This window comes from Faecalicoccus sp. (assembly GCF_036552745.1).
In the GTDB taxonomy this organism is placed as follows: domain Bacteria; phylum Bacillota_I; class Bacilli_A; order Erysipelotrichales; family Erysipelotrichaceae; genus Faecalicoccus.
On the sequence record NZ_JAXKBY010000118.1, the window covers coordinates 1 to 11,449 of the forward strand.

General features: G+C 39.0%; 10 protein-coding genes. 4 read left to right on the forward strand and 6 right to left on the reverse strand.

Going from position 1 to position 11,449, the window contains the following annotated elements:
• Nucleotides 1-458: 458 nt before the first annotated feature.
• From ade to U0M88_RS05805, 5 genes are all read right to left on the reverse strand, one after another.
• Nucleotides 459-2,231, reverse strand: a complete 1,773-nt coding sequence (ade, locus tag U0M88_RS05785; RefSeq protein WP_331869189.1) for an adenine deaminase — start codon at nucleotides 2,229-2,231, stop codon at nucleotides 459-461.
• 59 nt (nucleotides 2,232-2,290) lie between these two features.
• Nucleotides 2,291-3,616, reverse strand: a complete 1,326-nt coding sequence (locus U0M88_RS05790; protein WP_117447202.1) for an NCS2 family permease — start codon at nucleotides 3,614-3,616, stop codon at nucleotides 2,291-2,293.
• A gap of 31 nt (nucleotides 3,617-3,647) precedes the next feature.
• Nucleotides 3,648-4,856 (reverse strand): M20 family metallo-hydrolase, encoded by a 1,209-nt coding sequence (locus U0M88_RS05795; protein ID WP_331869190.1) that lies wholly within the window; start codon nucleotides 4,854-4,856, stop codon nucleotides 3,648-3,650.
• 847 nt (nucleotides 4,857-5,703) lie between these two features.
• Nucleotides 5,704-6,471 carry an IS3 family transposase gene (locus tag U0M88_RS05800; protein WP_331869195.1) on the reverse strand — a complete coding sequence of 256 codons (768 nt, stop codon included), beginning with the start codon at nucleotides 6,469-6,471 and terminating at the stop codon, nucleotides 5,704-5,706.
• A 110-nt stretch (nucleotides 6,472-6,581) separates the two neighbouring features.
• Nucleotides 6,582-6,878 (reverse strand): transposase, encoded by a 297-nt coding sequence (locus U0M88_RS05805; protein ID WP_331869191.1) that lies wholly within the window; start codon nucleotides 6,876-6,878, stop codon nucleotides 6,582-6,584.
• A 98-nt stretch (nucleotides 6,879-6,976) separates the two neighbouring features.
• On the opposite strand from U0M88_RS05805, the gene U0M88_RS05810 reads away from it, so the two are divergent.
• Together U0M88_RS05810 and U0M88_RS05815 are read left to right on the forward strand one after the other, a co-directional pair.
• Nucleotides 6,977-7,840, forward strand: coding sequence for a hypothetical protein (locus U0M88_RS05810; RefSeq protein ID WP_331869192.1), 864 nt, complete (start codon nucleotides 6,977-6,979; stop codon nucleotides 7,838-7,840).
• Nucleotides 7,841-7,852: 12 nt separating this feature from the next.
• Entirely contained in the window at nucleotides 7,853-8,653 is an 801-nt protein-coding gene (locus U0M88_RS05815) for a transglutaminase-like domain-containing protein (RefSeq protein ID WP_331869193.1), read from the forward strand.
• Nucleotides 8,654-8,675: 22 nt separating this feature from the next.
• Here U0M88_RS05815 and U0M88_RS05820 read toward each other — a convergent pair whose 3' ends face one another.
• Nucleotides 8,676-9,041, reverse strand: coding sequence for a BlaI/MecI/CopY family transcriptional regulator (locus U0M88_RS05820; protein ID WP_117446369.1), 366 nt, complete (start codon nucleotides 9,039-9,041; stop codon nucleotides 8,676-8,678).
• Nucleotides 9,042-9,227: 186 nt separating this feature from the next.
• On the opposite strand from U0M88_RS05820, the gene U0M88_RS05825 reads away from it, so the two are divergent.
• Complete coding sequence (locus U0M88_RS05825; RefSeq protein WP_331869194.1) at nucleotides 9,228-10,505, forward strand: adenylosuccinate synthase; 1,278 nt, start codon at nucleotides 9,228-9,230, stop codon at nucleotides 10,503-10,505.
• A gap of 130 nt (nucleotides 10,506-10,635) precedes the next feature.
• A complete protein-coding gene (locus U0M88_RS05830; RefSeq protein ID WP_168964802.1) occupies nucleotides 10,636-11,418 on the forward strand; it encodes an HAD hydrolase family protein in 783 nt (260 codons plus the stop codon).
• Nucleotides 11,419-11,449 lie beyond the last annotated feature (31 nt).

The window sequence follows — 11,449 nt, forward strand, 5'->3', positions numbered from 1 at the left end:
AAATACTTGTCTATGTCTTAAAGAAGTTGAAGTACTCTATTCATTACTTTTTTATCCGGCAGATTGCAACAGATGCTTTATTTGAGGTTTCTTTTTAATGCTGAATTATGGCTAAATCACCAAACTGTGGGTATAGCGTTTATTTTAAATTGTATTTTCAATCATTTTTCTTAGTTGGTTACTTGTATTCAGTAATCAGAATTATGTTAACGTTAAGCGTTAAAAATAGTATTAATTGCTCCATTTTATAGGAATGATCACACCTATTACTTTGTGAGCTGTATATTTCTCTGGATACAAAGATGCCCAAATCCATTAAGCATCAAAGCTACAGAAGCCAACATCGTATTGGCAATCCTGCACCAAAAACATCCTATAATCGACTCAATAAAAAGGGAGATCAAAGTGTCTACACTCTATCTCCCTTTTCAACTTCTCAGATGTTTTAAGATGTCGTTTTATGCAAATAAAGGAATCAATTGTTTTGCGTTGACGTCCACTAATCCCAGATCGGACATTTTGACATTTGGAATGACCGGTAAAGCTAAGGTGACAATGCGCAATAAAGGATTTTCCATTTCCGTGAGTCCTAAAATACGATTGGCTTCCTTCATTTTTTGATTGTCTTTTGCCAATTCTTCCGCCGGCTTTAATGACATTAACCCGGCCAGTGGTAATTCAAGCACGTATAATAATTCATTTTCTTTGACAGCGCTCATTCCACCACCACATCGAATCAAAGCATTTGCTGCCAGCAAAGCATTTTCCGGTGTATCATAAACGACGGTTAAATTATGACAATCATGACTGACGGTTGAAGCTAAAGCACCTGTCGTTGTACCAAATCCTTTTACAATGCCTAATCCAATGGTATCATGCCCCTTATGGCGATTGATGACCGCCACATATTTTAGACTGGTATCCTGAAGCTGCACCACTCCGTCTTTGACCGGCAACTCTATGGTCTCCAATAAAGTGCTGGACAACTTTAGATCTTTATAGACCATCACATTCACTTTACAAGTTCCGTTGTCAATCGGTGCCTGGATCGTAAAGTCCTGAATCGTTAAAGGTTTGACAACCACTGTATTTTCTTTTTCTAAAGGATACGTCTTTTCTTCTACTGGAACTTCCAGCTTTCCATCTTTGGCAACCAGCTGTCCACCGAAGAATACATGGCTGGGCTTTAATTCCGTTAAATCATCCACTAAAAGCATATCGGCGACATATCCCGGAGTAATCGCGCCTAAATTTTCTATATTAATTTCTCTTGCAGTGTTAAAAGTAGCGCTCTTTATGGCCAGAACCGGATCCATCCCATAGGCAATGGCACATCGGACTACATCGTTCATATGCCCCTTATGTAAGATATCATCGGCTTCTCTATCATCCGTACACAGGCAGAGATGATCAAAAAAACGTACGTCCTTGATGCCCTTCCATATATCTTCAATATTTTTAGTGATGGAAGACTCTCTGGCATCGACAAACATTCCATCTCTTAACTTTTCCAGTCCTTCCTGTCCGGTACGAGATTCATGACAAGTTTTAGGACCACCACACAAATAAGCCGATAACATTCTTCCACTTAAATATGGTGCATGTCCCTGCAGGTAGTATCCCTTTTTATCCATGGCATCGATAATGTCCATCATGCGATCTTCACCATGGATCACAGCCAAAAAGTCCATCACTTCCGCAAGCCCAACAGCACGATCCAGTTCTGCCAATTCGGCAATATCCTCCGCAAAAAAACTGGCACCGGCATTTTCCAGACCGGGAACCGAGGGGACACAGCTTGGGATATCGATCAACTGGCGCATCGGCAAGCCCTCACTTGCCTCATGCATATAGTATACCCCTCTTTTTCCAACCACATTGGCAATTTCATGCGGATCGGTAACAACAGTCGTTGTTCCATGCGGAATCACGCATCGGGCAAAATTTCTTGGCGTCATCATTGAACTTTCAATATGTTCATGCGCGTCGATCAGCCCCGGAATCATGTATTTTCCTTTTGCATCCAATACTTCTTTAGCCTTATCCAGATCTTTTGTCAAATCTTGATATTCCACGTGGGCAATCATCCCTTCGTACACAAAGACATTGGCCGGATAGATCTCTCCGGTAATGACATTCACTAATTTTACATTTTGAATACAAAGATCACTGGGGATCTCACCCAAAGCCGCTTTTAATAAATTTCTCTTATTTTTAGGTTGTATTTTCATGGCTCCTCCAATTCCTGCACTCTAAATTTGTATCTATGCTTACTTCTTTTTTGCCTTTACTAGAAAATAAAATAACAAACAAGGGGAATACATAAAATATATAAGAAAGGATGTACCTCTTTATAATGCCCTGTCAATGTTTTGATCAAAACATGCGCGATAATTCCACTGGAAATACCACCGGCAATCGATCCGGTAAAGATGGTAAACATGATCATCGCAAAAGGTCCAAAAGCTTCGGTAAAATCAGAAAAATCAATATTTTTTATACCTTGCACCATTAAAAATCCGACAAAGATCAAAGCGGGTCCGGTTGCCGCATTGGGAATCATCAGTACAAGTGGTGAGAACAGAACCATGGCAAAAAAGATAAGAGCCGTAATTACACTGGCAAAGCCGGTTCGCCCTCCAGCTTCGACACCGGCACTGGATTCCACAAAGGTTGTAATGACTGTATTTCCCGTGCAGGCGCCCACACAAGTACCAATCGCATCAACCAAAAATGGTTTTTGAATGTCCGGGAAGTTTCCCTTTTCATCCAACATACCGGCTTTGGCACCTACACCCAGGATCGTACCTAAAGTGGAGAAAAAGTCACCACAGAATGCCGTAAAAATCAAAGGAACGGCTGACCAGGTAAGAACGGATTTCCAATCGAATTGGAAAACGACATTTGAAAGGCCTTCAAACGAAGGAACCTTAAATAAAGATTCAGGAACCGTTGTCACGCCAAGTGGAATTCCAAGGACCGTCACAACCAAAATACCGATCAAAATGGCTCCTGTCACTTTTTTAGCCGTCAGCACGGCAATAATGATCAAGCCCAAAAGCGCCAGATAGACCGAAGGCTGGGTAAAGTCACCGCGTGATATACCGTTGACAAAAGTACCGATACCACTGTTTTTAAAGCCCAGGTATGCGACATAAAAACCAATGGCTGTACCAATCGCAATCTTTAAATTGCTTGGAATCGTTTTTACGATCAGATCACGTATTCCAAACAGGGTCAGCAGTAAAAAGATCGATCCGGAAATCAATGTCATTGACATGATACCGCCAAAAGAAATTTCCCCATTGACAAGCATTCCACCAAATAAAGCATTACTTCCCATGCCTGTAGCCAGAGCAAAAGGCAAATTGGCATAACAAGCCATCAATAATGTAATCAAACCACTGACCACAGCACAAGTAACCACAATGGCTTCCTTGGTAATCAAGATTCCGTTTACATCAATTAGACTCGGCGCATTGCCAACCATTAATGCCGGCTGTACAACAAGGATGTATGCCATTGTCATAAAAGTAGTAATTCCGGCAATCATTTCCGTTTTTAAGTTTGAATGTCGTTCATCAATCTTAAAAAAACGTTTCAAAGTATCTTTCATCGTTCCCTCCAAACACTTGTAAGTATTCGAATCACTGCCCTAATCTTTGAAGCATCTGTGCCAGGACAAGTGTCCCTTGTGCACAAGAAATTGGAGATGTGTACTCTTCCTTCCGATGTGAATATCCTTTGTGGCTTTCGACAAAGATCATTCCAATGGGACAGTGTTCATAGAAATTCATGGCATCGTGACCAGCACCACTCATCAATGACATAAAACTAAGATCATTAGACTGGCAAACTTCTTTGATCTGCTCCTGAATGGACTGTGAACAGGGCGCACAGTTTAAAGATTGCTCATGTTCCAAGGTACTTTGAAAGGGAATCTGGTTTAAAAATGCCTTTACATCGTCTATGATACAATCAATATTTGCAGGATCTATGCTTCGTACATCCAATGAAAGCATCACATGATCACAAATAATATTACATGCACCGGGACTTGTTTCCAGCTTTCCTACGGTTGCCACACAATCCTTAAGCATGGACGCCTTTTTCTGAATTCGTAAGACCAGTTCACAAGCCGGTATCATGGGATCCATACGGCCCTTCATCGGTGTGGCTCCGGCATGTCCGCTTTCCCCGTAAATAGTAATAGTATACCGGGATAGACCGGCGATTCCTGTAACAATACCGATTTGTTTGTGGTTTTGTTCCAATACCTTTCCCTGTTCGATATGAAGTTCGATCATAGCCAAAAAATCCGTTTTTTGACATTGCTTATACAGTGAAGGTTCTAACTGAAAATCAACCATGGCCTGTTGTAAAGAGATTCCTTTTTCATCCTTACTTAATAAATCTTCATCCGATACAAGACCATTGATAGCTTTGCTGCCGATCATTCCATATCCAAAGCGATTTCCTTCCTCATCCTTAAAACCGATACAGTAAATAGGACGATTGGGTTTATAACCACTTTCTTTTAAAACGGTTATGGCTTCAATGGCTCCCAAAATTCCCAAGCACCCATCAAACATACCTCCCTGGATCACACTATCATAATGTGAGCCTGTTACAACGGGCTTTCCTGCCATTGTCTGATCCATCCACTTGCCGATCACATTGCCGACAGGATCGATTTCCACAGATAATCCAGCTTGTTGCATATACGTCTGAATTAAATCTTGTGCTTCTTGATCTTGTTTGGTAAAAGGCAGCCTTGTAATACTTCCATCTGGATTGCGTCCAATAGCAGCCAGAGTCTGAAGATGTTCCCATAAACGATCCTGGTTCACTTTCATATAAAAACCTCCTGATACTATTGTAAAAGATATGAAATAATTTTCAATGAAACCGATCAAAAAAATATTTGAAAACTTGACATCCATAAAAAGAACGAAAACACCGATTTCCTTTTTCATTTTGTAATGGTATTTGTCCAAAACAACAAACTTTGAAGGAATAAAACTGATATAGCCTTGATTGGATGATTTAGACCACATTTAACGTCAAAAGAAAATTTAAAAAAGCTTGTCATTTGCAAATGGGCGATGAAATTAGGGAATCACGATATAATTTAGGAACTTGTAGAAAGGAAGCTCTTAAAGAGTTTCAGGAGATGAATAATCATTAAGAGGACTTGGCGGTTCTGGTTTATCATGAATGATCCTAAAGATAAATATGACAAGGTATTAAAATTTATCCGAATGGCTATAAATTCACCAAAAAGATTGAAATTTAGAGATGCTTTATCAAAATCAATAGAGTAGAGGGAAGAAATTAATCTTCGCCCTCTCATTGCACCGTACGTACGGGTCTCGTATACGGCGCTACATTTATATGTTGATGTACAACTTATCTTAGATAGTATGTCAGAGGATTGACCAATCCCGGTCGGTCCTCTTTTCCAATTGCCAGCACTTCTGGGTTGAGAAGAAAATTGGCTACTCTCATCCCTGTCTGTCGATATAACCCAAGCCGTGTGTTCGCCACCGAATAAATCTGCTCATCTGAAAAGTGATAAGGCAGTACCTTATTTAGCTTCTGTAGATTTATATAGATACGTTTTGGTTTCTTCCACTGTTTGAACAGAATGACACGTGGTACTATGTCAAGAAAATGGACAAGTTAAATAGAGAGTTTGTCCATCTAGTTAACCTTGTTCCATAAATCTTCATATTGTTTAGGCGACATATAATCGCAATGACTATGTATTCTCGCTGTATTATAAAATGTTTCTATATATTCAAAACATAGATCATACACATGATCGTAGTCCAATATCACCTTGCGATTCAGCCATTCTTTTTTGATCAGTGAATGAAAGGATTCAATACATGCATTATCATAGGGTACCCCTTTTTCTGAATAGCTTCGTTTCATACCGTCTGTCAATTCACTATATTTTCTACAAGTAAAATGAATTCCACGATCACTATGTATAATCAATGGGTCTTTTATTTCCCTGCGTTGTTTTGCAATCTCAACGCATTTTAATACTTCTTCTACTTCCAGTGTTTTGCTCAATGTCCATGCTATGATCTTTCTTGAATATAGATCCATAATGCTTGTCAAATATACAAATCCATCCGCTATTGTCCATATGTATGTTATATCTGTACACCATACCTCATTTGGTCTCTCTGGATTAAAATTTCTGTCTAATACATTTGTTAGCCTACTGTTAAAATCACTATTCAATGTTGTAATCGTATACGGCCTTACCCAGCATGCTCGAATCCCTAGTTCCTTCATATATAGGCTGACCGTTCGCTGTGATATGGTATGACCTTCCTTTTTAAGACATTCTGTTATTTTGGGTGCCCCATATATCCCGTGGCTTTCTTTATGGATCTGCTGTATCTTTTCCATGACCATTTCCTTATGCAGCTGTTGTGGACTCTTTTTTCGCTTCAGTCATGCATAGTAGCCCGATTTTGATACCTTTAGTTGTTTCAGCACTCCAGTAACTTCAAATTCTGGATTGGACTGTGAAGCTTCAAAAACCAGCCGGTATCGTATTTGAGTTAGTCTCCCAGAATGCTGATGGCTTTTTTTAATATTTCAAGAGCATCTTGTGTGTTTTTCAATTCTCTTCGCAGTCGGGCATTTTCTTTTTCAAGATCACTGCTGAAGTTACCGGAACCGCGAAACTGTACTTCATTATTGTTGTTTTTGTATTCCCGCTTCCACCGAGCAAGCGTGCTGTTTCCAACACCAAGTTTGTCTGCACATTCTGCATGTATCATATCTGGATGATCTTCACAAAATTTAACGGCATCCTTTTTAAACTGAATATCAAACTGTTTTTGTTTATTTGCCATAGAGTGTTATTTCCTCCTTACTTTTTATTCTCTATGACATTGTACCATTGTTTGCAGATCTCTCTTTTTGACTAGTCCGTTTTTTATTCTGCATCCAGATGGGATTTTTAACCGTAACTGGTGTAAATATCTCTTTCTTGATGCTTTTGTCTTTCTTCAATTTTACATTCCTTCTTTTAGTTAGAAAGTATCCTTCTAAACAAAATATACTCTCTTTGCTTGTGCTCTGTATTTTGATCCTTCCTGTTGGTCTATTCACATCAAATTACCTGCAAAAGCCTTTATCGGATCAGGCAAACCGCCTGGAGCACTTTCTTCATGAAACCTTCCAAGATCAAAGCGGAGATGATCGCATACTTTCTTCCGGTATGGTATCTTTAGGCAACAACTATGCCAGTGATGAAATCGTATTTACCGCACAGATGGAAACAAAACCTGAATCCAACATTTATTTAAAAAACTTTACCGGCTTTTTATACGAAGAGAATCAATGGAGCCAGGATGATGCGACACGCCAGATTGATAAAGTTGGAGACTTATATGCATCCTATTTATCTCCCTATCAGTATCGTAACTATCAGGCAAGAATTCGAAATGCATTGACCGATCAACTGGATATGGAATCACAAACGATAACGATCCTGCCGGAACAAAAAACCGAATGGGATACAACATTAACACCTTATGATCTACTCACACAATGGAATCATAACCAGAGTACGACTTATTCCTTTTATCCGGAATTGGATCATGTACAAAACTTAGATTCATTGGATCTGGAAGAAGAATTGGAGCAATTCATACAATACGATCAAAGTGCGGCACAACGTCTCTATCAAAGCGTTGATATGGATGCTTTACCAAGGCTGGCAAAGCTGGTAGAAGATAATCCAAAAACAGATTTGAATGAAATTACAGTTTTTATTGTAAAGCTTTTAGAAAACTACACAGAATATACATGAACACCTGGTTATATGTCCTCACAGGAGGATGCCGTAGAATCCTTTTTGTTTTCCACCAGAAAAGGGTATTGTGTCCATTACGCATCGGCTGCGGCTCTTTTATATCGCATGTACGGTATTTCCAGTCGCTATGTAACTGGGTATGTGATCTATCCACAGGACTTTACGTATAAACAAGGCTCCTTTATGGCGGAAGTTCCGGAAAATCATTCTCACGCATGGATCGAGCTTTATTTCCCATGCTACGGATGGATTCCCATTGATATGACACCCGATGCTCATCAAGAAATTCATGTAGAATATCCCGGTCTAGATGAAGAAACGCTTCAACAACTCATAGCACAAGATACATCTGATTTTTCCAGCTTGCAAAATAACCGAAATCTCAACTATGGCTTTTCTTCAGTATTCAGAATTTTTGATCGTGCTGTTATCCTTTTATTTGTGGGTGGTATCAACATCACTGTGATACTCTTGTTGATTCATTACTTCTATAAGAAGCGTAAAAAAGAATCTTTCTCAACAAAGGAATATATGGATCATATCCTTCATCTTTTCAGTATCTATCCAAGTCTAAAAGACATTGATCTTCTGGATGAAAAAAATATAGATGTGATCCACCATACTGTGCCTGCTTTGCCCCTTGATACGATTTGTCTTCTTCAACAAAAAGCGCAGTTGGTTTATTATTCACCTTATATCGTAGAGCGTAAAGATCTAAAACGTCTGGAAAAATGTTGTCAGGATGCGATTCTATCAAAGCTGCCGTTCTGGAAACGAATTTTCTATCATTATATTTATTGTCTATATTAAAAGAAGATGCGCCGCATCTTCTTTATTTGTCTAATTCTTTGCGTTTTTCGTTGATCAAATCACGAAGCTCCTGTAGTTCTTCTTTAGATGAACTGGACTCTACAAACATCATCGCAAAATCCTTTAACGCACTTTGATTTAAGTATTTAGAAATATATTTTGACTGAGAAACCAAAGGAACAAACTGTCGGGTAATTGAGTTTTTTGTATAACCCACTCCACTGACTTCGATAAATCCCTTCTTCATCAATTTCTTCAAGTTTGGTTGAATCGTATTCATGGTAATATCAGGTATCAGATTCAAAATATCATTTGCGGATAATGGCTCATTGGCATCCCACAAAACCTCCATAATATCTAATTCTCTTTTTGATAATCTTTCTTTCATTCCTTATCACCACCTGTCTAATCATTTTTACTGTAAACATTATACATTATTTGTGTAAAATAGTATTTACTTTTGCATAAAAATCGAAAAATTATAATGTTTAACCCACTTTCAAATGAAACTGAATTTGACTATATCATCAGTTTTGATATAATTTTTCTGTATTGTTTAAGGAGGCTTTAACCTATGCCAAGCCAGGTAATCGTTGGAACTCAATGGGGCGATGAGGGAAAAGGAAAAATTGTTGATGTATTAGCCCAGAAAGCAGACATGATCGTTCGTTTTCAAGGAGGCGACAATGCCGGTCATACGGTCATCGTGCAAGGAGAAAAACATGTGCTTCACCTGCTGCCAAGCGGTGTTTTAAATCCAAATGCACTTTGTGTCATCGGACCGGGTGTTGTATGTAATCCCTTTGTATTATTAAAAGAGATGGAAACCTTAAAACAAGGCGGTTTGACTTGTGATCATATCATTATCAGTGACCGTGCTCAAATGTTGATGCCATATCACTGTTATCAGGATGAACTGGAAGAACAAAGCGCCAGTCATAAGATCGGAACCACGAAAAAAGGAATTGGTCCTTGTTACGCTGACAAATACGCCAGACGTGGTATTCGTTTTCATGAATTCATTGATTTTGAAAGCTTTAAAGTTCGTTTGAAAGAATGTCTGGACTTTAAAAATAAACTGTTCACTAAAGTCTATGATGGCAAAGCCATGGACTACAATCAAATGGTTAAAGATTTTGAAGCCATTTACGATCAAATCGTACCGATGATCAAAGAAACGACACATATTGTGAATGAAGCATTGGACGAAGATAAAATCGTATTGTTTGAAGGGGCACAGGCAGCCATGTTGGATATTAACTATGGTACATATCCCTATGTAACATCTTCTTCCCCAACCAGTGCCGGTGTTACGACGGGCGCTTGTGTAGCACCAAACCGCATCCAAACCGTCGTTGGTGTTGTCAAAGCGTATTCTACACGTGTTGGAGAAGGACCGTTTGTAACGGAGCTGAATGATGAAACAGGACAATGGATTCGTGAAAAAGGCTTTGAATATGGTGCTACGACCGGTCGTCCAAGACGATGTGGCTGGTTAGATCTTCTTGTCGTCAAACATGCGAAAATGATGAATGGTTTAACAGATATCGTCCTGACAAAGATCGATGTATTAAGCGGATTAGATAAGCTGTATGTATGCACCGGTTATGAAATCGATGGCAAGGTCTATGATTATATACCAAGTGATCAGTCCATGGTCGCAAAGGCAAAACCAATCTATAAAGAATTTGATGGCTGGAAAGAAGATATTTCCAAAATGGAAAGCTTCGATGAATTACCGGAAAATTGTAAAGCCTATATTCGCTTTATCGAAGAGTTTACCGGTGTTCGTATGTCGATGGTTTCTGTTGGACCGGATCGTGTCAATAATATTTACATTCATGAAATCTAAAAGAAGCTGCGGCTTCTTTTTTTGATGATAAAATGTAACTAAGTTGAGCAATACGCATCCTTTTTAGAAACAAAGTTAAGTACATCTAAAGCAGAGGTTTATGCTATGATTGAACAAAAGGAGGAATTCTATGCCTAAAAAGTATTTTTTCTTTGATATTGATGGAACGCTCACCGATCGAAAGACAAATAAAATCGTTGGCAGTGCGCAAAAAGCGTTGAATCTGTTACAAGAAGCCGGCCATTTTGTGGCTATTGCAACCGGAAGAGCGCATTATAAATGCATCAACTTCATGAAAGAAGTCGGTCTGCACAACATGGTATGCTGCGGCGGTGGAGGCCTTGTCATCAACGATGTTCTCGTGCGAAATATCCCTCTTGATCTGGAAAAGGCAAAAGCTTTGATCAAGGAAGCCGATGCATTAGGAATCGGCTTATTATTACAGCTAAACGATTCAATCGATGTTTATGCCAAAAATGATTTATTTCGCCAACAAGCAGGTCCCCGACAGGAGCCGACCCGTTATTTTATCGATCCAGATTTAGACTACGATGCCCTAAAAGTCATTTATAAAATTTATATGTCGGTTAGTCCTGAGCAGGAAAAACAAGTCACATTACTCGATACGATCGGACATTTACGCTTTGTTCCGGAATATTATATCTTTCAATACGATGCCAAACATCAAGGGATTCTGGATATGATGAAACAAATCCACGGAGATTTAAAAGATGTCGTTGTATTTGGAGATGATACCAACGATTTAGTGATGTTTGATCCACAATGGACCAGCGTTGCCATGGGAAATGCCGTAGATGAACTAAAAGAAAAGGCATCTTTTGTCACAGATGCCAATATCGATGATGGAATTTATAATATCTGTTTGAAACAAGGATGGTTTGAAAAAGTATAAAGCCAAAAGGGGGGTCTAACAGTTAAAAGTT

What these genes read in the sequence shown, in the direction of transcription:
- ade (WP_331869189.1), bottom strand. Translation starts at nt 2,231, where the DNA reads ATGAAAATACAACCTAAAAATAAGAGAAATTTATTAAAAGCGGCTTTG.
- U0M88_RS05790 (WP_117447202.1), bottom strand. Translation starts at nt 3,616, where the DNA reads ATGAAAGATACTTTGAAACGTTTTTTTAAGATTGATGAACGACATTCA.
- U0M88_RS05795 (WP_331869190.1), bottom strand. Translation starts at nt 4,856, where the DNA reads ATGAAAGTGAACCAGGATCGTTTATGGGAACATCTTCAGACTCTGGCT.
- U0M88_RS05805 (WP_331869191.1), bottom strand. Translation starts at nt 6,878, where the DNA reads ATGGCAAATAAACAAAAACAGTTTGATATTCAGTTTAAAAAGGATGCC.
- U0M88_RS05810 (WP_331869192.1), top strand. Translation starts at nt 6,977, where the DNA reads ATGGGATTTTTAACCGTAACTGGTGTAAATATCTCTTTCTTGATGCTT.
- U0M88_RS05815 (WP_331869193.1), top strand. Translation starts at nt 7,853, where the DNA reads ATGTCCTCACAGGAGGATGCCGTAGAATCCTTTTTGTTTTCCACCAGA.
- U0M88_RS05820 (WP_117446369.1), bottom strand. Translation starts at nt 9,041, where the DNA reads ATGAAAGAAAGATTATCAAAAAGAGAATTAGATATTATGGAGGTTTTG.
- U0M88_RS05825 (WP_331869194.1), top strand. Translation starts at nt 9,228, where the DNA reads ATGCCAAGCCAGGTAATCGTTGGAACTCAATGGGGCGATGAGGGAAAA.
- U0M88_RS05830 (WP_168964802.1), top strand. Translation starts at nt 10,636, where the DNA reads ATGCCTAAAAAGTATTTTTTCTTTGATATTGATGGAACGCTCACCGAT.